General features: G+C 68.0%; 21 protein-coding genes, 1 tRNA gene and 2 pseudogenes. 15 read left to right on the top strand and 9 right to left on the bottom strand.

All coding sequences use genetic code 11. The features are described from left to right. Positions 1–81: 81 nt before the first annotated feature. Together QC029_RS17960 and QC029_RS17955 are read right to left on the bottom strand one after the other, a co-directional pair. Positions 82–1428: an FtsK/SpoIIIE domain-containing protein gene (locus QC029_RS17960; protein ID WP_279556704.1), complete on the bottom strand. Its 1347-nt coding sequence runs from the start codon at positions 1426–1428 to the stop codon at positions 82–84. Between the two features lie 3 nt (positions 1429–1431). Then, positions 1432–1779: a hypothetical protein gene (locus QC029_RS17955; RefSeq protein WP_279556703.1), complete on the bottom strand. Its 348-nt coding sequence runs from the start codon at positions 1777–1779 to the stop codon at positions 1432–1434. 157 nt (positions 1780–1936) lie between these two features. Between QC029_RS17955 and QC029_RS17950 the strand changes: the two genes are divergently transcribed. Further along, positions 1937–2668, top strand: coding sequence for an XRE family transcriptional regulator (locus QC029_RS17950; protein WP_279556702.1), 732 nt, complete (start codon positions 1937–1939; stop codon positions 2666–2668). A 28-nt stretch (positions 2669–2696) separates the two neighbouring features. Next, complete coding sequence (locus QC029_RS17945; protein WP_279556701.1) at positions 2697–3167, top strand: NUDIX hydrolase; 471 nt, start codon at positions 2697–2699, stop codon at positions 3165–3167. Here QC029_RS17945 and QC029_RS17940 read toward each other — a convergent pair. Both QC029_RS17940 and QC029_RS17935 read right to left on the bottom strand, forming a co-directional pair. Next, the gene (locus QC029_RS17940; RefSeq protein WP_279556700.1) at positions 3155–3715 is read right to left on the bottom strand and encodes an HD domain-containing protein; all 561 of its coding nucleotides are present in this window, start codon (positions 3713–3715) and stop codon (positions 3155–3157) included. The genes QC029_RS17945 and QC029_RS17940 overlap by 13 nt on opposite strands. A 655-nt stretch (positions 3716–4370) precedes the next feature. Then, positions 4371–5453, bottom strand: a complete 1083-nt coding sequence (locus QC029_RS17935; protein ID WP_279556699.1) for a site-specific DNA-methyltransferase — start codon at positions 5451–5453, stop codon at positions 4371–4373. A 152-nt stretch (positions 5454–5605) separates the two neighbouring features. Between QC029_RS17935 and QC029_RS17930 the strand changes: the two genes are divergently transcribed. The 8 genes from QC029_RS17930 to QC029_RS17895 all read left to right on the top strand — a co-directional run bounded on the left by QC029_RS17930 (position 5606) and on the right by QC029_RS17895 (position 12616). Continuing rightward, positions 5606–6238 carry a hypothetical protein gene (locus tag QC029_RS17930; protein WP_279556698.1) on the top strand — a complete coding sequence of 211 codons (633 nt, stop codon included), beginning with the start codon at positions 5606–5608 and terminating at the stop codon, positions 6236–6238. After that, positions 6238–8373 (top strand): DEAD/DEAH box helicase family protein, encoded by a 2136-nt coding sequence (locus QC029_RS17925; protein WP_279556697.1) that lies wholly within the window; start codon positions 6238–6240, stop codon positions 8371–8373. Before QC029_RS17930 ends, QC029_RS17925 begins: the two co-directional genes overlap by 1 nt. A 22-nt stretch (positions 8374–8395) precedes the next feature. Then, positions 8396–8578, top strand: coding sequence for a hypothetical protein (locus tag QC029_RS17920; protein ID WP_279556696.1), 183 nt, complete (start codon positions 8396–8398; stop codon positions 8576–8578). Further along, entirely contained in the window at positions 8578–10527 is a 1950-nt protein-coding gene (locus QC029_RS17915) for an AAA family ATPase (RefSeq protein ID WP_279556695.1), read from the top strand. Before QC029_RS17920 ends, QC029_RS17915 begins: the two co-directional genes overlap by 1 nt. Beyond that, positions 10527–10907: a hypothetical protein gene (locus tag QC029_RS17910; protein WP_279556694.1), complete on the top strand. Its 381-nt coding sequence runs from the start codon at positions 10527–10529 to the stop codon at positions 10905–10907. Before QC029_RS17915 ends, QC029_RS17910 begins: the two co-directional genes overlap by 1 nt. Positions 10908–11117: 210 nt before the next feature. Further along, positions 11118–11348, top strand: a complete 231-nt coding sequence (locus QC029_RS17905) for a hypothetical protein (protein WP_279556693.1) — start codon at positions 11118–11120, stop codon at positions 11346–11348. A 110-nt stretch (positions 11349–11458) separates the two neighbouring features. After that, positions 11459–11541: transfer RNA gene (locus QC029_RS17900), tRNA-Arg, on the top strand. A gap of 280 nt (positions 11542–11821) precedes the next feature. Then, a complete protein-coding gene (locus QC029_RS17895) occupies positions 11822–12616 on the top strand; it encodes a hypothetical protein (protein WP_279556692.1) in 795 nt (264 codons plus the stop codon). Between the two features lie 78 nt (positions 12617–12694). Here the strand turns inward: QC029_RS17895 and QC029_RS17890 are convergent. From QC029_RS17890 to QC029_RS17875, 4 genes and pseudogenes are all read right to left on the bottom strand, one after another. After that, a pseudogene (locus tag QC029_RS17890) lies at positions 12695–13351 on the bottom strand (site-specific integrase); the annotation flags it as partial. A gap of 107 nt (positions 13352–13458) precedes the next feature. Then, positions 13459–13626 (bottom strand): hypothetical protein, encoded by a 168-nt coding sequence (locus QC029_RS17885; protein WP_279556691.1) that lies wholly within the window; start codon positions 13624–13626, stop codon positions 13459–13461. A 359-nt stretch (positions 13627–13985) separates the two neighbouring features. Next, positions 13986–14468 carry a hypothetical protein gene (locus tag QC029_RS17880; RefSeq protein WP_279556690.1) on the bottom strand — a complete coding sequence of 161 codons (483 nt, stop codon included), beginning with the start codon at positions 14466–14468 and terminating at the stop codon, positions 13986–13988. A 15-nt stretch (positions 14469–14483) separates the two neighbouring features. Continuing rightward, complete coding sequence (locus QC029_RS17875; protein ID WP_279556689.1) at positions 14484–14849, bottom strand: hypothetical protein; 366 nt, start codon at positions 14847–14849, stop codon at positions 14484–14486. Between the two features lie 138 nt (positions 14850–14987). Here QC029_RS17875 and QC029_RS17870 point away from each other — a divergent pair, with 138 nt between their 5' ends. Then, a complete protein-coding gene (locus QC029_RS17870; RefSeq protein ID WP_279556688.1) occupies positions 14988–15983 on the top strand; it encodes a helix-turn-helix transcriptional regulator in 996 nt (331 codons plus the stop codon). Positions 15984–16053: 70 nt separating this feature from the next. Here the strand turns inward: QC029_RS17870 and QC029_RS17865 are convergent, their stop codons facing one another. Next, positions 16054–17184: a hypothetical protein gene (locus tag QC029_RS17865; RefSeq protein ID WP_279556742.1), complete on the bottom strand. Its 1131-nt coding sequence runs from the start codon at positions 17182–17184 to the stop codon at positions 16054–16056. A gap of 429 nt (positions 17185–17613) precedes the next feature. On the opposite strand from QC029_RS17865, the gene QC029_RS17860 reads away from it, so the two are divergent. The 4 genes and pseudogenes from QC029_RS17860 (at position 17614) to QC029_RS17845 (ending at position 21141) form a co-directional block, all read left to right on the top strand. Next, positions 17614–18450 (top strand): M23 family metallopeptidase, encoded by an 837-nt coding sequence (locus tag QC029_RS17860; protein ID WP_279556687.1) that lies wholly within the window; start codon positions 17614–17616, stop codon positions 18448–18450. A gap of 192 nt (positions 18451–18642) precedes the next feature. Next, complete coding sequence (locus QC029_RS17855; protein WP_279556686.1) at positions 18643–19218, top strand: NUDIX domain-containing protein; 576 nt, start codon at positions 18643–18645, stop codon at positions 19216–19218. A 442-nt stretch (positions 19219–19660) separates the two neighbouring features. Next, a pseudogene (locus tag QC029_RS17850) lies at positions 19661–20245 on the top strand (lytic polysaccharide monooxygenase); the annotation flags it as partial. A gap of 245 nt (positions 20246–20490) precedes the next feature. Next, a complete protein-coding gene (locus QC029_RS17845) occupies positions 20491–21141 on the top strand; it encodes a hypothetical protein (RefSeq protein ID WP_279556685.1) in 651 nt (216 codons plus the stop codon). Positions 21142–21154 lie beyond the last annotated feature (13 nt).

The raw sequence follows: 21154 nt of genomic DNA, 5'->3' as shown, positions 1-21154 counted from the left end.
CAGGGCTCCCTTCGGAATCGGGCATGGCAGGGGTAGGGGCGTGGCGCGATGCGGTCGCGCCGACCGTGGAACGGGGAGGGATCAGGCGGCGGGAACGGACTCGACAGCCGGGACCGGGGCGAGGGCGTTGAGCGCGGGCCGGAACGGGGCCAGGGCGGGTAGGTCCGGTGCCAGGGCGGCGTGCCGGTTGCAGGCGTCGACGGCCTTGCGCAGCGAGGTGTGCGGGGTGCGGACGCGGGCCCAGCCACCGGTGGAGTCACCGGCCACGGCGACGCCGGGGGTGTCGGGTGATATCTGGATCGCGGCCAGCACGGCGTCCGGGGCGATGTCGCCGAAGGCCATGTTGGCCGAGGGTTCGTCGTTGACCCGGTGCGCGGTGCGGCCGGTGAGCTGGGCGCGGAGCATGGTGATGCCCTTGCCGAGTTCGGAGCCGAAGCGCTGCCCGCAGATCTCCAGGTAGATGCCGGCCGCACGGCCGAGCTGGGCGAGCCGGGCGAGGGCGGTGATGATGCGGTCCCGCCGCTTCTCCTCCTCCTTGGTGTTGAACAGGGCCAGCTCGGCGACCTCGTCGACGAGCAGCACGATCGGGACCGGGCGCAGGTGCTGGGGCAGGTCCCAGATGTCGGCGGCGATCTCCGCGTCCGGCACGTCGGCGGTGATCCGCTGCTCGGCGCGGATGAGCTGATAGACGTCCTCCATGTGGGCCACGAGCGCGTCGAGGAGTTCGGCGGCGGTGTCCGCGTTGTCCGCCAGGGCGGAGAAGCGACGGGCCAGCGGGTACAGCTCCACACCCTGCTTGCAGTCGATGCCCACCAGGGCGACCGGCTGGGCGGCCAGCTCGGCGACCAGGTTGCGCTGGTAGACGGACTTGCCGGACTTCGTCGCCCCCAGGGTCAGGGCGTGCGGGACGGTGCGGTAGTCGCGGTAGTGCACCGCTCCGTCCTCGCGCAGGGCGACGGGGACGCGCGTCGGCGTGCGCTCCAGCTTGGCCGGCATCTGCACCCGCTTGAGCACGTCGTAGCCGGTCATCCGCAGCTCGACGACGCCCGAGCGCAGCTCCCGCGAGGTGACGCCGTACATGCCGAAGGAGTGCCGCAGCCGGTCACACGAGGCGGCCACGTCGAAGGCGTCCTGTCCGGGCCGCAGTCCCAGCCGCAGGACCAGGCCGGTACGGGTCGGGCGCAGCCGCAGGATGCGTGGAGCCCGCGAGTCGGGGGCGGGCCGGTTCGTGGTCCGGGCCAGGGCCAGCCGCCAGCGGGACGGCGGGACGGTGAGCCCACAGGCGTCCATCACCGAGCGGTAGCGGATGACGACCCGCAGCACGGCGAGGGTGACGCCGAAGGTCAGCCAGTACCAGGCGGGGCGCCGCCACCGCAGGAGACCCGCAGCGGCGACGACCAGCACCAGGGCGACGATCAGCCACGTCATGGCTCAGGCCGCCTTTGATGCACCGGCGGCGAGCGAGGTCACCGCGACCGCGCGGAAGGCGATCCCGTGCCGCTTCTGGCCGTTGAACTCGTTCTCCCACGCCGAGGCGACCAGGCCGGTCAGCGCGACCGGGGTGCCCATGGCCAGGTCCTCGGAGACGCCGGGCTGCGGGACGGTGAGCTTGAGGATCTCGACCTCGTCGGGCGTGGAGAACATGACCTCCACGACCATCAGCGTGACGCCGTCCTTGTCAGTGGCGATCTCACCGGTCCGGCGGTCCTTGATCTTGGGCTGCGGGGCCTTGGCAACCATCACGGTCGCGTTGGTGGTGTCCACGGGGATCTGACGCATCGTCTTCTCTCCTGCTGAGATGAGTTGTTGGCCGACATCCCGTCGGTGAGATCAGGAGACCGCGAGAGAGGGTGGACGCATCACCGTCCGCATGGACGTTTAGGGACGTCTGAGCTATCGCCAAAACGTCCCCAGCGGTCCCGAGGAAGGGCACGTCATGGCGAACGAGCGCCTACGCGCGGCGATTTCAGCGAAGGGCGAGACGATCCAGTCCGTTGCCGAGCACGTCGGAGTGGACCCCAAGAGCGTCGAGCGGTGGATCACCACCAGCCGCACCCCGCACCGCGGGCACCGTTGGAAGGCGGCGAGCTTCCTCGGAGTCGACGAGGTCTATCTCTGGCCGTCAGTGGAGAAGCAGGCGGAGAAGGCCAGCGCCTCTGAGCTGATCACCTACTACCCGCACCGTGGCGCGGTGCCCGCTCCGCTCTGGTCGTCCCTGATCGAGAAGGCGACGGACCAGCTCGACATCCTCGTGTACGCCGGACTGTTCCTCTTCGACAACCACCCTGATCTGCCCGACCAGTTGGCCGAGAAGGCGAAGGCTGGCGCCCAGGTCCGCATCCTGCTCGGCGACCCCGACTCCGAAGCAGTCCGCCAGCGCGGCGAAGAGGAGGGCATCGGCGGCGACCTGGCCGCACGCGCCCGGATCACCCGCCGCTACCTCGAGCCCGCCATGTCGACACCCGGCGTCGAAGTCCGGCTGCACGACACGATCCTCTACAACTCGATCTACCGATTCGACGAGGATGTTTTGGTGAACCCGCACGTCCTCGGAGCTCCCGCCGGTCAGAACCCGGTGATGCACTTCCGGTACCTCCCCGGAGCACGGACCTTCCGGCACTACATGCGGAGCTTCGACTACGCGTGGGAGCGGGGCCGGACGGCATAGCAGGCCCCGAACGTGCAACGCTGAACACATGGCCCGTGTCGATTACTTCAACGATCCCAACGCCCCGAAGGCGAACAGCCTCGTCCCCTCCGTAACCGCCGTTGCCCGCAACGAGGCCGGAGAGGTCCTGCTGATCCACAAGACCGACAACGGCCTCTGGGCTTTGCCCGGTGGCGGTGTCGACCTGGGCGAGTCAGCCCCTGACGCAGCCGTACGCGAGACCAAGGAAGAGACAGGCTTCGACGTCGAGGTGACCGGCCTAGTCGGCATCTACACCAACCCCGGGCACGTCATGGCGTACGACGACGGCGAGGTCCGCCAGCAGTTCTCCGTCTGCTTCCACGCCCGCATCATCGGCGGCCAGCTGCGGACGAGCAGCGAGAGCAAGGAAGTGGCGTTCGTGGACTCGAGCAAGCTGGACGAGCTGAACATCCACCCGTCGATGCGCATGCGGATCGAGCACGGCCTGGCCGACCGGTCGGAGCCCTACATCGGCTGATGAGCCATGCGGTCGCGAGTCCGCTCGACCGCGCCCCGGAGATACGGCCGCGCCTTGCTGATCGCATTGTGAACCTCGGTGCCCGGTTCGTAGCGGACCAGGATCTCGTCGATCCGGGTATCGAAGTCGAAGGACTGCCCGGCGGGGCCGGTCGTCATGTCCGCGAAGATCAGGGCGTCCAGGACCGGAGAGTCTTCCCGCTCGTAGACGGCCAGCTCGGCCGACAGTCCCCTCTGTTCCGCCTCGTACACAGCCCCGGAGTGGTGGGCGACCAGTCGCACCAGACGCGCTGGCGCACCCAGCGATTCGAGGTAACGAGCACCGTCGAGAGGATGGAATCCGGTGTCGCGCAGCTCGGGTGCGTAGCCGATGTCATGCAGCCACGCGGCAGCGACGAGGAGATCCCGGTCCGCCTCGGACACAGCCGCAGCAGCCTCGCGAGCCCGAGCGGCCACGGCCTGAGTGTGCAGCCAGCGGTTCCCGAGCGGAGGAAGCAGGGACTCAGCGAGTCCGGCCGCTCCCTGGGGCGTGTCCAGTGCAGAGGGCATGGATGGAACGGTAGCCGAGTCGAGCAGTGAGCCGACAGGCCACGATCGAGGCAGTTGCCGATCATGGGTGCGGTAAGACTTTCCCTACTTCATCAAGCACCCGTCGTCGCTTCGCTCCTCCGGGCGGGCGCGGGCGGCCGGCGGCGCCCGCGCTCATGTCTCCGCCCCGCTCGGCACCGCCGACCGCCCGCTCCCGCCCAAAAGGACAGGCACACCGTGCATGAGGTCAGAACACGTCGTGGCTGGGGCGGTCGGCTCCGCGACTTTAGCCAGCCACTTTGGCGCGAGCCTCGAAGATCATGGCCCCACATCGGGCACTAACGGGCAGGTCCACAAGCCTGCCCGATCCGCGGGCCAGCGTAAGGGGCCATGATCACTCGCGCCAAAGCAGCTCCCGGCCAAAGTCGCTACGCCGACCTCACGCCGTCTCGCCCGAACCGCTCACATCACCCAGAGCTAACTGGCATTCTCGTGTCCGAAGTACTCACCGACTACCAGGCATCACGAATTCAACCTGAGCATGAGCAGGGGAAGCCAGGAGCCACGCCTTCGACAGGGCGCTCGCGAAGTTTTCGGTACGCAGTTCGTCGAACCCAACTCAGCTCACATCACTTACTGCTACCACCGAGACAAAGGCCCCAGAGCATTGTTTTCCTCAGTCAGCAACGATGCTCAGCTGAGTTGAGCCAGCAGTACCCTCCGGCTTGCCAGGCGCCTCGGCCTTCTTGTTCGACTGGGTGGAAACGTCTGTCAGCTCCAGCGTGGCGCCACCCTCGATCTTCTTCACCGCCCGCTGTATGGCCTTGAGGTCCTGGCCCTCCATGAACCGCACAGCAGAGAGGGCAGCGTATGCAGGGTCCAGCTCGAACGACAGCCAGTTCCTGCCCAGGTTTTCCGCAGCTCGGCCAGTCGTGTTCGAGCCTCCGAAGAAGTCCACAACGACGTCTCCCGGATCGGTCAGCATCTCAATGAAGAATGAGGGCAGCTTGATCGGGAATCGAGCGGGGTGACCCGGGCGGTCCATTGCCTTTAGCGTGCGAAGGTACGCATCATTGGACTGACTGTTAGGGAGCTCGAGCAGGTTGGGGATCTCAAGCAGATTAGAAGGGAGCGCGCCACCGTTATCGATACCAAATGCCTTGCCGATGTTGTGGTGAGACGGCCTTTCCTTTGGCGTGTAATAGGCTGCAGGGTCCTTTAGCAGCTGCTGCATGGACTTGGAGTAGGGTACGCGGACCTTACCGACATCAGCCTTTGGCCGCTCGGTTTTCGAGAGCCACCAAACCGTATTGACCGCATCTTTGGCACGCCACTTACGCTTATTTACCCATTCAATGGGTGACGGCAGCTTCGAGGGATTGTACCAATAGAACTCCTCGGCCAGGAAGAAGCCAAGGTCGTCAACAAATGCGAGCAGTGCACGGAATTGATGCAGCGACCTCACCGGTACGCCTTGTTGGTAAGCGCCACCAATGTCGATCACGAGGCTACCCGTGGGCTTGAGAGCATCCTTCGCTAGCTTCGCGAACTTCACGAGCCAGGCGACGTACTCCTCTTGATCCTTGTTTCCGTAAGCCTTCTTACGCAGGAGAGGGAAGGGGGGGCTTGTCATAAAGAGGTCGACGCTGTTCGCCGGCAACTCGCCAAGCAGCTCCAAGCTGTCACCTGTGAGCTGAGCGCCGTGCGGCGTGGTGTAGCAAACGCGACCCGACCGCAAGCGATCAAGGACGTCCTGCATGTAGAGCCCCTCCGATCAACCCCAGACACTATAGCGGCCACTGAGGCTGCTGGCTGCCACTACGACGCCTTGAGCCAGGCCGAATGTCAGTGGCGTCTGAGACTGTGTACATGGCCGACGACGGACAGTAGGGTTGCGGACGAGGGGGAGGCGTGGGATCGACAACGCCCGGCTGGCTCACGCTGCCGGAGGACGAGTTTCAGGAGCGGTACCGGCCTGCCAAGAACTTCACCAGCGGCTACTTGCATCGTGTACTGGTCCGCGCCTTGGGATCTGCCGTCGACGGTGTACCCCCTGACGAAGCCCTGAAGCACAAGCCACTCGTTCTCGATCTGGCCTCGCCGCTGCCCCCGCGCCTCCGGTTCTACGTCTACACGGCGACGCAGCACCCGTCTGAGCGCCAGCTGGGGACGTTCAAGATCCAGTTGACTGTCGGTGTCACGCGTGATGGCAAGCCCGCACCCCCGGAGGCGAAGCGGCGCTGGTTCGATCGGGCTGACAACATTCGGCCGATCGCCATGGGGTACCACCCTGACTGGAACCTGTTCATCTTGTGGGACGCCGATCTACATGACCTGAACGGCGGCTTTGGGTCCTCCAAGAATGTACAAACTCCGCCTGAAATCGTCTGGGCCGCCTTGGCGAAGGACATCTCACACGGCTCTCGCAGGCTTCATGGAGGATTGACGGAGACGATCGTCGCCGCCCGCCCCCATCGTCTCGTGGAGGCACTGAGCCTGCGAATCGACCTGAGCAATGAAGCAATGTGCGAGGGGTTGTTCTGATGCTCAGGAACCTTGGCAGCCTGCGAACTGAATACACCACGGATACCGACGACATCCCTCGTGACTTCTATGACCCGTGCCTGCGCGAGGCTTCCCACTATGACCGAATCACCGGCTTCTTCAGCTCAACGGCGTTCCATCTGACGCAGTCCGGGCTTGAGGCTTTCTTCCTGGAAAACTCGGGCTCCATGCGCATCCTGTGCTCGCCCAGACTGAGCACAGCCGACGCCGACAGTCTCGTTTACGGCTACGAAGTACGCGACGACGCTGAGCTCGTCACGAAATTGCGAGGCGAACTCGCACAGCTTCTTCGCTCTTCTCATGCCGACACCGCCCGCCTGCTGGCTGCACTGGTCGCCGCAGGACGGCTGGATGTGAAGTTGGCCCGCGTCACACCCAAGGCGTCCATTCACAACAAACGCATGTTCCATGACAAAGTGGGTCTTTTTACTGACACCGCTGGAGATGTCGTCGGCTTCCGCGGATCTGCCAACGAGAGCTACCTCGGGCTCTCGCCTGACGGCAACATCGAATCGATCGATGTGTGGCCGTCTTGGGAGGGCGGCCGTGACGCCGAGCGAGCCCGCCATGCCGTCGCTCGCTTCGAGCGGCTCTGGGAAGGGGTCGTCCCGGGTGTCACCGTCATCGGCCTCCCTCATGAAATCAGAGAGGAACTCGAGCACGTCGCGGAAGACGCGGACCTCACCGCCCTGCTCCGCGACGTCGCTGCAGGACGCATCGGGCGACCACCCAAAGAGGAGTTCACGCTCGGAGGCATCCAACTCCGCGAACATCAGCGCGCCGCAGTACGTGCATGGGAGACCCACGAGCACACCGGACTACTGGCCCACGCCACGGGCTCCGGCAAGACAATCACCGGTCTCCACTCTGCCGGCCTCGCTCTTGAGCAAGGTCTGACGCCACTGATCCTCGTGCCCTCCCGCCTGCTGCTGGATCAGTGGGCAAAGCAGGTTCACGAACTGCTCGGCGCCCGCGCAGTGCTGGCGGGTGGTGGCCACGATCGTTGGAGCCGCAGCGGCGCGCTCCGTGCCGCTGTGGAGTCCAGTCGCCCTGGACGCAAGCACGTCTTGATCGCAGTCCTCAACACGGCGTCCAGCCCCGCATTTCGGGCGCAACTGCGACCGGTAGCCAGCAAGGTGTTCACCATCGCTGACGAAGCACATCGGCTAGGCAGTCCCCGGTTCCGCACTATCCTCGAATGGCTTGATACTCCTTGGCGTCTCGGACTAAGCGCCACACCGGAACGGGCCAACGACCCAGAAGGCACATCTGCGGTCGACAGCTACTTCGGTGGCGTCATCCACCAGTACACCTTGAAGAATGCCCTTGACGACGGCGTACTGGCCCCGTACGTCTACCACCCGTCCTGGGTGGGCCTGACGGAGGACGAAGAGGAACGCTGGGATCGCCTGACCAGCGAGATCCGGCAGCGATACGCCATGGCCCAGGCACCTGGCGCTACGTCCCATACTCAAGACCAATTGCGTCGCAAGCTCATCGAGCGAGCCCGTATCGCCAAGGGTGCGGCGCTCAAAGTATCCCGAGCTGCTGACCTTGTGGCAGAGCACTATCGCCCCGAAAAGGATCAGAAGTGGCTCATCTACTGTGATAACCAGGACCAAATGTCTCTGGTGCGGCAAGCACTCTCAGCCAGGGGAATTTCTTCGCTTGAGTACCACAGTCAGATGCGCGGGGACTCGGAAGCCACACTGAGGCTATTTGATATCAGCGGCGGGATCGTGGTCGCGATCAAGTGTCTGGATGAGGGTGTAGATATCCCTTCGGCCTCACATGCTCTGATCCTGGCCAGTTCGCGGAACCCCCGCGAGTTCATTCAGCGACGGGGGCGGATCCTTCGGCGCTCTCCTAACAAGACTGTAGCTACGCTGATCGACGTATTGGTCCTGCCAGAAACTACACAGAGGGATGATCCATCATGGCCTCTCGTTGTAGGTGAACTGTCACGAGCTATCCAATTCGCCGGCTGGAGTATCACGCAGAGTTCCGTTTCAGTTCTGGAAGACAAGTGGGTATCGATGGGGTTGTCTCTCAGTCAGCTTGATGAGATCCGACCGGAGGGTATCGAGGACGATGAGGGGGAAGCGGATGCCTGACCGGAGTGAGGAGACGGCAGACTTGCTGGCGACCGTGGAGGAGGTCCGGAAGGAACGCTATCCGGACCTGGATCCTGAACTTGTCAGCGAAATCCTTCGGGTGCAGCACCAGTTCGCTGAGGACCATGCCGAAGCCCGCAAGCGTACAGAACAGACCGTCAACCGGTGGGTTACCCAACGGGCATCTGCGGAGGGGGCCATCTGATGTTGACTCTTGATCGACTTACAGTCGAAAACTTCGGCCCTTACCGGGGACGCCAGGAGATGGTCTTCTCCAGCGATCGCGGGGTCTACATCGTCTACGGGCCCAATGGGCGCGGCAAGACCACTCTCCACAACGCCTTCCGATACGCACTGTACGGCGAAATTCATGGCCGTCGCGGCGCCGAAGAAGCCTCTGACCTCGTAAACACGGAGGCTCGCAAGGAGGCAGGTGGCCTGGGAGCCTTCGAAACAGTGCTGGACTTCCACGACAAGGGTGTTCCCTACCGTCTGATCCGACGGTACGACGAGGGCACACAACCGAACGAGACCATCATCTTGCAGCGCGACGGCGAGGTACTGTCTCCGGATGATTCCAGGAGAATCATCCGGATGATCGCTCCGGAATCGGTGAGCCAGTTCTTCCTGTTCGACGGTGAGCTCCTTCGCCAGTACGAGGACCTGCTTGATCCTGGGAGCGAAAAGGGCGCCGAGCTGGAGCGGAGCATCGAACGGGTTCTCGGGATTCCGATCGTCGGCAATGCAAAAGCCGATGCCATAGCGATCTCGCGAGCGGCATCGAAGCAGCTGAGCGAGCAGTACGCTGCCAACCACGAGACCAACCGTATGGGCCTGGCTCTCAAGGAAGCCCAGGACGTCCGCGATCGCCTCCAGAGGGATTACAGCGAGATCGAATCCCAGATCGAGGCGGGTCAGAATCGAATCTCCGAGCTCGATGTCTTGATGCGCGAACAGCAGAAGGCTCAGCACATCCTCGGCAAGATCGATCAACTGGAAGTACAGATCGCAGGGGTAGAAGGCCGGGAGAAAGCAGCGATAGCCGCCCTTGACGAGCTTTCCACAGACCTGTGGAAAGCTGTTCTGGCTCGCTCCGCAACTGAACATCTCGCCGAAGTAGACAGTGCTGTCGCCATGGCGGAGACCGAGCTCAGCGAAGCCGCTGCCGCCATGCGAGATCTGTCGCACCTACACGCATCTAACGACTGCCCGGTCTGTCGTCGCGAGATCCCGCCGGCCTTGCATGTCGAACTGACAGAGAAGATCAAGCAAATCGCATCGACTGGGCACCAGGAGGACGTGCAGACTCGCTTGGACCGGCTCCGGGCCAAGCGTCGCACTCTTCAGACTCTCGCCCAACAAGACGTTCGCCTCATCGTGGAACGTGACGCCAACCTTCGCCAAGTGCGGCTGGAGAAGGAGGAGTTGTACGGCGACATCGCAGAGCTGAGGCAGCAGATTGACGAGATTGGGCAGAGCGAGGAGCAGGTGCGCGCGCTGTCCACCGAGCGCGATGAGCGCCATGCCAAGCTCGAGCGCGATAAAGATCGACTTGCGGCTCTTGGAGAGCAGATCCGCAAGAAGGAAGCTGACATCGAGGACTTCAAGCGGCGGCTCCGGAAGCAGGTGACCCCCGACCGCACTGTCGAGTTGAAGGACGAGGTGGCCCAACGGCTCCGCGATCTGTTCAGCGACTCGATCGACGCCTACAGAACGAAGCTTCGCCGCCGCGTCGAAAAGCACGCCTCGGAAATCTTCCGCGTCCTGGCGTCCGAACCCGACTACGTGGGGCTGCGCATCACCGACAGCTACGGGCTTGAGATCCTTGACAAGGATGGCGAAGTAGTGAGGCGATCCGCAGGCTACGAGCACCTTGTGGCCTTGTCTCTGATTGCCGCCCTCCAAGACAGCGCAGCGGTACGGGGGCCGGTGGTCATGGACTACCCATTCGGTCGCCTGGATACCGACAACACGGCGCATGTCGTCGCGGCTCTGCCACGAATGGCGCGACAGGTGATCCTGCTCTCGTTCGACGGAGAGTTTGATCGAGGAGCTGCGCTCCAGGCACTGGGCAGCAACCTGGTGGCCGAGTACCAGTTGGAGCGGCGAAGCTCCAAGCACACTGTGATTGAGCGCCGGAGGGCGGCTGTCTGATGGCTGATCTCAAGAACATCTCGCTCACCATCGAGGCGACCCAGGCCGCAGCTGATCTCATCCACTGGCTGGGAATCTCGGAGAAGACGCAGTTGGCGGACCGAGTACGCCTCGGTTTTGCCTATGCGATCGAAAACCAAGTCGACCTGGACCGCGCCCCTGGCACCCGCGGCGGGAGCAACTACGACACCGGTGGCCTTGACCCCGACGGTCTGATGGCCGAGACAGTCAAGATCTACTACCCCGAGCCCGGTGTCATCGCGGAGCCTTATCGGGCCGTGGAGATCTTGATGAACAAGGGACTGCTCCTGCTCGGCGAGCACTGGTCGGCAGGAGAGATTGGCAGCATGGGCGACCTCGTCGACAGGCCGGGGGGCTGACACCAACTCTCGTCAGGTATGTCATCGACGGGTAGCTCCGACCATGGCACCTACGATCCAAGACGCATGGGCACGCCGCAGCCTCGCTGCGGCGTGCCTGGCACTGTCGGAGGCAACTGCTCGGTCCTCCCTTGCCCACCATAGGCACCGTCCCAAAGAAGTCTCCGAAACCTCGTGACTCAGATGATCGGATCAAGGTAGTTTCCGGGCATGGGTAAGGACTACGGCGCCTACGCCGCGAAGAACCTTTCTGAAAATCTCTACGAGCGGATGATCGGAGTGTGGTACAGCCTGGAGGCGAAAGGCGAAGTCCCGAGCTCCGCCGAGGAGTTCGCCAACGTCGTCACGCACACAGTCTTTGACGCTTTGTCGAGCGGTCTGGGCCTGCTGAACGAGCAGACTGGGAAGCACCCGGACGACCCACGCGCGGTTAAGGACTGACAACCACCATTTCGTGCCCTCACCCTCTCGAGGTGAGGGCCTTCCAGAACGAGTCCCGGGCGGGAGCGTTGGCCGTGGACCATGTGTGGACAGGCGTCGTTCTATGACTCAGCGAAGTGCCGTTGACCTGCACCAACGCAGCACGTCGCAGCGGCCTCCGGAGCCGTGTGCGCAGGTTCGAATCCTGCCGGGGGCACCTTGAAGAAGGTGCCGACAGACCCCGCCACCAGCCACGATGCTGGGTGCGGGGTCTCCTTACGTGTGCAGTCGGATGCCGCCGGAGGCAGCCCCATGACAGTGATCACGTAATGACGACGTAATGATCTTGATCGCTTCTGTACGGTGCCCCATGCAGTGGCTCTGCCGTTGAGCTGGGTATTTAGGCGACGTGAAGCTACCAGGATCCACCGACGACTCAGCCCGGTTCTGCAGGAATCAGCCTCACTGCCCTCCCTTGGCTCTACGTTCACTGCATGGCCGACCATGGACGGATAGACGTCGCTGCGATGATCGCGCGGCAGTGCATCGAGGCAACCTTGAGAGTCAAGGTCGAGGTACACGACGCCGACGGGAAACAGGGCGCGCACGACCTGAAGTTCAGGCACGAGGAGCGCGACTGCGCCGCCGAAGTGAAGCTTCTGGTAGACCCGAAGCACAGGGAAGCAGAAGCGAAAGCCAGCCAGATCGGCTACACGCAGGACAGCAGCCTGAAGGACTCATGGACTGCCTACATGGAGCCAGGTCGACGTTGGAACCGAGCGTTGCAACAGCTGCCGAAGCTTCTCGCCGAGATCGAAGCCCTGGACACATCTGGGCTCACTCGGCCGTGGCGTAGGGGGAAGCTGAGCGAGAAGCTGGAACGTCTCGGTGTAGACGATCTTCTCTGCGTCCAACCCACGGAGAAGCATCCTCCGGGCTACTACGTCATGTCTGCCCCGTGGGGTGGCGGCGTTCCGAGCATCGATCACGCGGTGTCAGCGGCGTGCTCAAAGCTGGCAGGCCCCGAGATGGCCAAGATCCGCAAGCAGTTGTCGGCTGCGGAGGCGGACGAGAGGCACGCTTTCCTGCTCTACGGCTGGGAGTACCTGGAAGCCATCCCTCTCAGCAGGGACGAGGAGTTCCCAACGGTTCCACCTGAGCTGCCCGAGGAGGTAGACGCCATCTGGCTCACTTCCATACTCCACGAGAGCCCCGTGGTTGCCTGGCTTCCCGAGCAGGGATGGATCAGAGCAGCGAACCTGGGCACAACCTGGGGAAATGCTGGCTGATACGGGCCCCTGTCGGCACAGCGTGAAGGGAGCCCCACGCGTTGCTTGGGAATCCCTTCTGCGGATGCGTCGATCAGATCAGGGTGTAGCGCTCCCCTCCGGTTCTTCCTCGCCGAGGCCCTTCATGATCCGTTCGTTCATCTCGGCTTCCTGGCCGTCGATGCACTTGGCGTAGATCTTGAGGAGCACATCTACTGAGTGACCCGCGCGTGCGGCAACCTCCGGAGCGGGCACACCGGAGTTGAGCCGCTGGGAGACGCCCGCATGCCGCAGGTCGTACGGCCTGGCCGCCAGGACCGAGGACACCTGTTCCGGCCGGAGCGTCAGCTCCCGCGCCCGCTTCCACACGCGGCGGGAGTACGACGAGGCCGCGATGACGTTGCCCCGCTCGCTGGTGAGCAGCCGGCCGTCCTCGGCCGTGCCGAACCCTTCCAGGTGCTCCCGCAGCATCCGCACCGGTGGAGGCGGGATCGGCACCAGCCGGCCCTCTCCCTCCGCACGCTGCTTCAGGCCCTGCCGGTCGTGCGCCTCTCCCGAGTCGGTCCACGCCTTACCGGCCGTCGGCCGGGGCTCCGCCAGTTCGGTCCGGCCCCGGCCCTTCTCCGGAAGCGTGCAGTCCGACCGCCTCGGCCCCAGCGCCTCACCAGGCCGCAGGGCCGCGTAGTGCAGGCAGCCGAAGAACGCCCGCAGCCGCCGGCCGCCGGCCCGGTCCCAGCCACCCACCTACGTCACCGCCGCCGGCTGCGGGAGGCCGCCGGCAGGCTTCCCGCCGCATGGCTCTTCGCGCACTGGAGGGCCGCGGCTCTCGGATGCCGCGGCCCCGCGCGGAACGACGACGGCTCCTACCGCCTGCACTGCCGGCAGGGCTTGAGCCCCTGAGCCTCCGCGTCCTCCTCGGGGATCTCCACCTTCCCGACGAAGGTCTCCGGCTTGCCGTTCAGCGCGGGACAGTCGGGATCGGTGTGGTAGGCGTACCGGTGCTCTCCCTTTCGCACATGGACGTTCCCCATGGGCACTTCCCTCCGGTTGCTGTTCCTGAGACAACCCTCACCACTCGTGAGGTCACCCATTCGGCGGATCCCGCCGTTCCTTGAACGAGCATGATCGGCTGAGGAAACGGCCACCTCGGAACGGCTGCCGGCCCTTCCGGCCGCCGCCCCTGCGCAGGGCGCGGACGCGGCGGGGAACCCCTCGGCCGACCTGGGCCCGTGGTCAACCCGGTGACCGAGCCGGAGCGTCATCATCAGCTCGCGCGGGTCGGCGGGGACGGGACGGTCCGGCCAGTTCGTCACGTCGGAACCGTGGTGGTGGACGAAGGGTGCGTACTCGGCACGGGTGTGCCACAGGTACCGGAACGCCCCGCCGCCGGCTACGGCCCGGTCGGCTCGACGGCGGTGGGGACGAGGACCACCTGCTGGAAGGTCCAGCAGTCGCCGGACTCGGTGGCGATCTCCGCGCCGCAGTCGGCGCAGGCGAGGTTGGGCCCGTCGTGGCCGTCGGGGCCGCAGCAGCCGTTGCGCCGCCCCTTGCCATGGATCGGCCGCAGACCCCGGACGTCCGCCGGGGAGAGGACGATGCTGTTCCGCGGGCCGCCCGGAAGCAGGACCCTGCCCCCGTCCTCGTCCGGCGACTCCACCCACGGCGCCCCCGCGGGTGCGGGGTTCACGGCGAACGTTCCGGGCGCCATACGCGGCGGGCACTCCTCCCCGTCGTCCATCTCGTACGGGGCCCGGGCGTCGTCGGGATCCGGAAGGGGCACCTCGCGGACCGGGCGCGTCACCTCTGCCCGGCACGTCACACAGCGGAAGACCGTCACCGACTCATCGTCGCCCTCCTCGGCGGCTCCGACCACCGAATATCCCCGAAGTCAGCCGTCCTCCCGTCCGGCAGTCCGGCGGGCCTCGGCGATCAGCCGCTGCGCCTCCAGCACCGCGTCGCGCAGACGCCCCGGCCGTACGCCCTCGCGCGCCAGCCACTCGTCCAGGCGGGGGCGCAGGTGCCGGACCGTGCCCGGGCCGTGCCGCCGCAGCGCCGAGCGGCTGACCGAGATCTCCTCCTGGATCTCCCGGCGGAGGTCGTCGGTCCAGCCCTGTTCCGTGTCCGCCCGGCCCAGAGGGGTCTTGAGGGCGGCCACGGCCCCGTCGAGCACCGCGAGCAGGTCCGTGGTCCTCCGGGGGTGCGGGGAGGCGCGCTCCGGGACGAGCGGGTCGTCGTCGTGTCCGTCGGTCGGCACCGGGCAAGGATGCCACCCGCCCCCGGCGGGCACGCGGTCGCGCGGGGCCGTTCAACCCGGGCCGACGGGGGGAAGGCTCCCGCTGGAATCGGCCCGGCCCGCCGGTCCGGCGGGTCCGCGACCTCGACGGGGTGTGCCATGTTGCACGTGCGCTTCGACAGCGGGGAGTTGGCCCGGCTGCGGGTTGCGGAACGGACCGATCCGCTGTGGGAGGCCGTCCTGAGCCTGCATCTGCTGCAGAACCGGCAGGCGGCCCTGGTCTTCGACCCGTGGCGGCACGAGGTGCGCGCCGCGCTGGAGCGGCACCGGATGGTCCCGGTGGTCCGGGAGCTGATGCGGCTGTGCCCGCCCGCCGCGTACTTCCCCGACTTCCTCACCCCCGGCCGCGGCGAGGACGACGTGGACGCGGCCCTCGAACGGGTGCTGGCCACGCCCCGGCGGCGGCTGGCCGACGAGCTGGCGCGGGTGTACGTCCGCGGCCCGGTGCCGCGGAGCGTGCGGTGGGTGGCCGAGGGCGGGGCGGAGGCACTGCGGTGGCTGGGCGACTCCCTGCGCCGCTACCACGACGTGGCGGTGGCGCCGTACCTGGCGGCCATCCGGGCGCAGGCCGCCGCGGACCGCGCACGGCGGGGCGAGGCCGCCCTGGCGGGGGGCGCGGAGGCGCTGCTGGCGAGCTACGCCGCGCCGGAGGGGTGGGAGTGCGGCGGGCACGCGCTGCGGGCCCCGTATCCGCTGGAGCGCGAACTGCGCCTGAACGGGCGGACGTTGACGCTGGTGCCCGGCTTCTTCTGCGTCCGCACCCCGCTGGCGCTGGCGGACGACTCGCTGCCGCCGGTCCTGGTGCACCCGCTCTCCCCCGCGCCCGGCTGGCTGGCCCGGTTACGGCGGGACGAGGCGGCGCCGCCGGTGGGGCAGTTGATCGGCGGCACGCGCTCGCGGGTGCTGGAACTGCTGGAGGAGCCGGTGACGACCACCGGCCTGGCGGCGCGTACGGGCCTGGCGCCGTCGACCGTGAGCCACCACGTGGCGGTGCTGCGGGACGCGGGGCTGGTGGCCTCGCGGCGGGACGGGATGCGGGTGCTGCACCGCCGCACCCCGCTCGGCACGGCGCTGCTGGACGGCCCCGTCCCCTGAGCCGGTCGCCCGGGGGCGGGCCGCTCAGGGGGACGGGTCGCCCGGGGACGCCCGGGGACGGAAGGCGGTCCTACGCGCAGTCGGGGACGCCGGGGATCCGGTTGTCCGGGGTGTCGACGTAGATGTTGGTCATGTAGCCGCCGTACTGGGGCAGGTACGCCCACCAGTCGTTGGTGTAGGGCGGCACGGAGACCGTCTGGCCGCGCCTCTGGCAGCCGACCAGGACGTCGACGCCGGCGGGCAGGGTGGTCACCACGGAGGAGGTGGTGGTGGGCCCGGTGCGGACGCGGACGCCGGAGCCCCAGGTGCCGACCCAAGTGCCCGCCGGGCGCCGGGCTCCGGGGACGTCCAGCGAGCCGACCAGCTCGGTGAGCCGGGAGTAGGCGGTGCCGTACGGGGTGCCGTCGGGGTGGAGGGTGAGGACGGCCACGATGGCGCGGTCGCCGCTGCCGACCGTGCCCGTGGAGTGCAGGGCCTCGCTCACCAGGTCCAGCTCCGCCGCGGAGGCGGAGGCAGAGGCGGAGTCGGCGGAAGAGGGGGCGGCGGAGTCGGCAGAGGAAGAGGGGGCGGCGGCGGACGCCGTGGCCGGGGTGCCGGCGGTGCAGCCGCCGGAGCTGAAGCCGGACCAGCCCTGCTTGACCGCCCAGGGCCGCTCGAAGGCGGAGGCGATGCCGAAGTACTGGTCGTAGCCGTCGCTCGCGCAGCGGGTGGCCTGCCGCAGGTTGCCCATGACGAAGTCGCGCACGGGCACGGGCGCGGCGTCGAGGACGTGGCGGTAGATCCGTACGGTGTCCGCGGCGGTGGTGGCCGTGTAGCCCCAGTAGCCGGGGTGGGTGGACGGCGGCGGGGCGGTGCCGGTGAGGGCGAGCCGGGAGACCATCCGGTTCACGATCGCGGCGCCTCCCCGGGTGGACCAGTAGTGGCTCGCGGCGGAGTCGTCGCTGCTGCGCAGCATGGCCGTCAGACGGGTGCGGTCGGCGTCCGGGACGGCGTCCGGGCCGCGGTCCCACAGCAGGTCCAGCACGATGAGCAGCTTCATCACCGAGGCGGAGCGGAAGCGCAGGTCCGCGTTGATCCGCTCGGTGAAGGCGCCGGTGCCGCGGTCGAAGACGGCGACGCCCGCGGTGACTCCGGCCGGGACGCGGGCCTCCGGGCCGTTCCGGGCGGCCGACGCGGGGGCGGCCAGGCCCGTGCCGAGCATCCCCAGGGCGAGCAGGAGGACGGCGAGCGGGGTCCGTACGCGGCGCGGGGCGGTACGCCGCCGGGCGGCCCCCCGCGGTGCGGGCGGGGGGGGGGTGGGGGGGTGTGCGTGCATCGTGTGCCGGCTCCTCGGGGCCTCGGGACGGGGGTCGGGGCTGTGGGGAGAAGAGGGGGAGGGCGAAGGAGGGGACAGGGACGGGAGAAGGGCGGGGAGGGGAAGACTGGACGGGGCCGCGGTCGCGGCGGACGGGCGGCGGCCATCGTGGGAGCCGGGGACCGCCGGGGGCAAGGCATTCAAGCTGGATCGAAAGGCTCCCGCCGCCCGTTGTGAGGGGCCGCCGGGCCGGTTACGTTCCCACCACTCGCAGCCGGCGGCCGGCGCGCTCCGCGGGCTGCGGTCCCCCACCCTCACACCACGAGGAGCCACCGCATGTCTTCGCGATCCCTCACGCCCCCCGCCTCGCGGCGCCGGCCGTTCGGACGGCTCATGGCCGTGCTGGCCGGGACGCTGGCCGTGCTGGCCGGGGCCCTGACCGCGACCCCGGCCGGGGCGGCGGAGGCGGGCACGCTGGCCGCCCCCAACTTCAAGGCCCCCTACGCCTGCGGCCAGAAGTGGACCTACAGCCACCACTCCGCCGAGGTGCGCCGCGCGCTGGACTTCGTCCGCGCCGACGGCGGCGCCACCGCGGGCGCCCCCGTCCTGGCCTCGGCGGCGGGCACCGCCACCCGGCACTACCAGGCGGGCGGCGCGGGCAACTACATCGTCATCGACCACGGCGGCGGCTGGAAGACGTACTACTTCCACCTGGCGTCCTTCTCCGTGGCCGGCGGCGCCTGGGTCGGCCAGGGGCAGCAGATCGGCACCACCGGCAGCACCGGCAACTCCTCCGGCGCGCACATCCACTACGAGCAGCTCTACAACGGCGTCGGGCAGAACATCCGCATCAACGGCTCGGCCCTGGCCTACCCCGGCAGCTACCACCAGTACTACCTCACCAGCGACAACGGCTGCGGCGGCGGGAGCAGCTTCATGACCTGGGGCTCGGGCGTCCGCGTCCGCGCCGACGCCTACCTCTCCTCGGCGGTGGTCACCACCCTGGCCGGTCCCACCCGGGTCACGGTCGTCTGCCAGAAGCAGGGCGACACCGTCAACGCCGAGGGCTACACCAACAACTGGTGGAGCAAGCTCCGCGACCAGGGCGGTTTCATCTCCAACATCTACATCGACCACCCCGACGCCAAGCTGCCGGGCGTGCCGAACTGCTGACACCGCGGCTCCGCCGACGGGGGCCCGGCCGCGCGGCCGGGCCCCCGTCGGTCTCCCGTCAGCCCCTCGCCAGCCCCTCGCCAGCCCTCTGTCGGCCCCCCGTCCTCCTCCCGCCGGCCCATCGGGTTGGATGTGGGCGGAGCGCCGCGAGCCGCCGGCCGGCGGACGTACACGGAGAGGGGCAGTCCGCCCATGGGATTCACGCCAGGCCGCCGCATCACGCACTGCCCGTACTGCGGCACCCCCTACGCGGCCGGCGCCGGGTGGCCCAGGGACTGCGCGGGCTGCGGCGAGACGAACTGGGCCAATCCGCTGCCCGTGGCGGTCGTCCTCCAGCCCGTCGTCACCGGACCGGGCCGCCGGGGCCTGGTGGTGGTGCGGCGCGACATCGAGCCCTTCCGCGGCGAACTGGCGCTGCCCGGCGGGTACATGGAGCTGGGCGAGACCTGGCGGCAGGCCGCCGTGCGCGAGCTGTGGGAGGAGACCGGGCTGGAGGCCGCCGCGCGGGACGTCCGGCTCGTCGACGTCCACAACGGGGGCACCAGCCTGCTGGTCTTCGGTCTGCTGCCCGAGCGGGACGCCGCGGCCCTCCCGGCGTCGGCGCCCACGGCCGAGGCGACGGAGTGGCTCGTGCTGGAGGAGCCGGTCGAGCTGGCCTTCCCGACGCACACCGAGGTGATGCGCGCGTACCTCACCGGGGGCGGCGGGGACAGTGGGGGCGGCGGGGACACCAGGGACACCGGAGAGGGCGGCGGACCCGCCGCGTAGGGCCCGCGCGGGCCCGTGTTACGGGACTGTTTCACGGCGGTTTCCACCCGTATCGCCCCCCGCTTTCCCAGGCATGTCCCGAGAAGGCGTTTACGAACGCCCCGAGCGGCGATACCTTGAGGGATGGGAGCGCTCCCATCGACGGTCCGCGGATGACCCCACCTGCCCCGGCCGACCGCGGCCGACGGGAGCGCCTCCGCGCATGGCTGTACATCCCGGCGACGGGTCACGGCCGGTCCGGCCCGCTCCGGCGGGCAGGCTCCGGCGGTCGCCCGCCGCGGCGGAAGACTCCGAAGGAGACCCCCCCACCATGGCCGTTCAGCACACCGCCCGGCGCACGGCGCCGGTCCGTTCCCCCCGCCTCTTAGCCGCCCTCGGAGCGGCGCTGTTCTCCGTCGTCGTGGCGTCCGCGCCCACCCCGGCCTCGGCGCACGGCGCCACCATGATGCCGGGCTCCCGCACCTACCTGTGCTACCAGGACCTGATCAGGAACGGGCACCAGATGCCGTCCAACCCGGCCTGCGCCGCCTCGGTCCGGGAGGACGGCACCACCGGGCTGTACAACTGGTTCGCCGTGCTCGACTCCAACGGCGGCGGACGCACCACGGGTTACATCCCGGACGGCAAGCTGTGCAGCGGCGGCGACCGGGGCCCGTTCGACTTCTCCTCGTACAACGCCGCCCGCACCGACTGGCCGAAGACGCACCTCACCTCCGGTGCCAACGTCCAGATCAAGCACAGCAACTGGGCGCACCACCCGGGCCGCTTCGACGTCTACATCACCAAGCAGGGCTGGTCCCCGACCAAGTCGCTGGCCTGGGGCGACCTGGAGAAGATCAACACCGTGACCAACCCGCCGCAGTCGGGCAGCGTCGGCTCCGAGTCCGGTCACTACTACTGGAACGTCCAGCTCCCGCAGCGTTCCGGCCAGCACATCCTCTACATCCACTGGACCCGCTCCGACAGCCAGGAGAACTTCTACTCCTGCTCCGACGTCGTCTTCGACGGCGGCAACGGCAACGTGACCTGGTGACCCGGGGGCCCTCCGCCCCAGGGACGCGCTGACGTCACCGGGCCCCGCCGGACGTGTCCGGCGGGGCCCTTCCGCGCGCGCAGGCCGGCCGCCGCCTCCCGCACCGGCGGCGGGCAGCCGGCGGCGGCGTGACGAGGAACACCCATACCAGATTGGGCAGACTGGTCCGGAAAGAGTTGACCTGTCCTCCCCCGCATCGGGAATCTTGGTACCGCAAGCCGGCACCACGGGGGAGTCACATGGCGGTTCCTTACGCGCGCACGCGCGAGTTCCGGAAGTTCAGGGACGGCATCGACTACGCCCGGCGGCTGGTCGTGGCCGGGCAGGGCCTGGCCGGCTCCGAGGAGCCGGCGGCCGACGCCGGGGACTTCTACCGGGCCGCCTGGGTGCAGGCCGTCGGGGCCGTCGACCACTGGCTGCACGCGGAACTGTACCGCCGGGTGGCGCAGGCGGCGGACGGGGACGCGACCGGCAGGCCGGACCGGCTGATGCGGTTAGAGATCCCCTTCTCCAAGCTGGACGAGGTACGGCGCGGCTCCACGACGCCGGCCGCCGCCGTCGTGGAGCACGTCAGGGCGCGGTGGGGCGACGTCTCGCTCCTCAGCCCCCACCGGGTCAGCGAGGCGCTGGGGCTCGTCACGGAGAAGGACGTCTGGGCCGAGGCCGCGGCCCGGATCAACGAGTGGCACTACGGCAGCACCTCCCACACCGCCCAGACGCTGAAGAGGCGGTACGTCTCGATCACCGGGCGGCGCGACAGGATCGTCCACGACGCGGACCTGCTGGACGGCGAACCGGGCCGGCGGCGTCCCATCACCGAGACGGACACCACCGAGGCGATCAGCTGGCTGGAGCGCATCGCGCACGCCGTCGCCACGGTCCTCGACTGAGCGCGGGGCGGGG

Source organism: Streptomyces sp. DH37 (assembly GCF_029813835.1).
Lineage (GTDB): Bacteria > Actinomycetota > Actinomycetes > Streptomycetales > Streptomycetaceae > Streptomyces.
Note: the sequence above shows the minus strand (reverse complement) of the source record. Positions and strands in the feature narration are given on the sequence as shown.

What these genes read in the sequence shown, in the direction of transcription:
- QC029_RS17895 (WP_279556692.1), top strand. Translation starts at nt 11,822, where the DNA reads ATGGCCGACCATGGACGGATAGACGTCGCTGCGATGATCGCGCGGCAG.
- QC029_RS17945 (WP_279556701.1), top strand. Translation starts at nt 2,697, where the DNA reads ATGGCCCGTGTCGATTACTTCAACGATCCCAACGCCCCGAAGGCGAAC.
- QC029_RS17860 (WP_279556687.1), top strand. Translation starts at nt 17,614, where the DNA reads ATGTCTTCGCGATCCCTCACGCCCCCCGCCTCGCGGCGCCGGCCGTTC.
- QC029_RS17865 (WP_279556742.1), bottom strand. Translation starts at nt 17,184, where the DNA reads ATGCTCGGCACGGGCCTGGCCGCCCCCGCGTCGGCCGCCCGGAACGGC.
- QC029_RS17885 (WP_279556691.1), bottom strand. Translation starts at nt 13,626, where the DNA reads ATGGGGAACGTCCATGTGCGAAAGGGAGAGCACCGGTACGCCTACCAC.
- QC029_RS17845 (WP_279556685.1), top strand. Translation starts at nt 20,491, where the DNA reads ATGGCGGTTCCTTACGCGCGCACGCGCGAGTTCCGGAAGTTCAGGGAC.
- QC029_RS17855 (WP_279556686.1), top strand. Translation starts at nt 18,643, where the DNA reads ATGGGATTCACGCCAGGCCGCCGCATCACGCACTGCCCGTACTGCGGC.
- QC029_RS17950 (WP_279556702.1), top strand. Translation starts at nt 1,937, where the DNA reads ATGGCGAACGAGCGCCTACGCGCGGCGATTTCAGCGAAGGGCGAGACG.
- QC029_RS17925 (WP_279556697.1), top strand. Translation starts at nt 6,238, where the DNA reads ATGCTCAGGAACCTTGGCAGCCTGCGAACTGAATACACCACGGATACC.
- QC029_RS17935 (WP_279556699.1), bottom strand. Translation starts at nt 5,453, where the DNA reads ATGCAGGACGTCCTTGATCGCTTGCGGTCGGGTCGCGTTTGCTACACC.
- QC029_RS17910 (WP_279556694.1), top strand. Translation starts at nt 10,527, where the DNA reads ATGGCTGATCTCAAGAACATCTCGCTCACCATCGAGGCGACCCAGGCC.
- QC029_RS17905 (WP_279556693.1), top strand. Translation starts at nt 11,118, where the DNA reads ATGGGTAAGGACTACGGCGCCTACGCCGCGAAGAACCTTTCTGAAAAT.
- QC029_RS17960 (WP_279556704.1), bottom strand. Translation starts at nt 1,428, where the DNA reads ATGACGTGGCTGATCGTCGCCCTGGTGCTGGTCGTCGCCGCTGCGGGT.
- QC029_RS17940 (WP_279556700.1), bottom strand. Translation starts at nt 3,715, where the DNA reads ATGCCCTCTGCACTGGACACGCCCCAGGGAGCGGCCGGACTCGCTGAG.
- QC029_RS17955 (WP_279556703.1), bottom strand. Translation starts at nt 1,779, where the DNA reads ATGCGTCAGATCCCCGTGGACACCACCAACGCGACCGTGATGGTTGCC.
- QC029_RS17870 (WP_279556688.1), top strand. Translation starts at nt 14,988, where the DNA reads ATGTTGCACGTGCGCTTCGACAGCGGGGAGTTGGCCCGGCTGCGGGTT.
- QC029_RS17915 (WP_279556695.1), top strand. Translation starts at nt 8,578, where the DNA reads ATGTTGACTCTTGATCGACTTACAGTCGAAAACTTCGGCCCTTACCGG.